Source organism: Pseudoalteromonas sp. A757, from assembly GCF_004103285.1.
GTDB lineage: Bacteria > Pseudomonadota > Gammaproteobacteria > Enterobacterales > Alteromonadaceae > Pseudoalteromonas > Pseudoalteromonas galatheae.
This window is the reverse complement of record NZ_QNQN01000020.1, coordinates 1-431: the sequence shown is the minus strand read 5'-3', so window position 1 is coordinate 431 and position 431 is coordinate 1. Positions and strand designations below refer to the sequence as shown.

At 48.0% G+C, this 431-nt stretch carries 1 pseudogene; it reads left to right on the top strand.

The annotated features are described in order from the left end of the window. Nucleotides 1-429, top strand: a pseudogene (locus tag DRB05_RS00120) (transposase); the annotation flags it as partial. Nucleotides 430-431 lie beyond the last annotated feature (2 nt).

The following is a 431-nucleotide window of genomic DNA, read 5'->3' as shown; positions in this document are numbered from 1 at the left end:
GCTTACGTAGACCTAAACCCCATTAGAGCCAACATTGCCGCAACGCCTGAAACCTCAGACTACACCAGCATCAAAAAACGCATCGACCATGCAAAATTAGGTAAACAGCCAAAAAGCCTACTACGCTTTGCTGGCAGCCCACGAAAACATATGCCAAAAGGCCTGCCTTTCGAGCTCAAATCCTATATTGAGTTGGTTGAACTCACAGGCCAATGTATTCGCGCCGACAAACGAGGCTATATCTTTGAGTCACAACCCATACTCACTCGACTCAATATTGAGCCTGAGAACTGGATAAAACTTACTACGCAGTTTTCTCGGATATTCCACGGCGCGGTTGGCCGAGAGCGTAGGATAACCGCTTACTGCGAAACACTGCAAAAACGACGACGGACAAACCTAACAAACTGCGAGCGCTTGCTGGCTTAGCA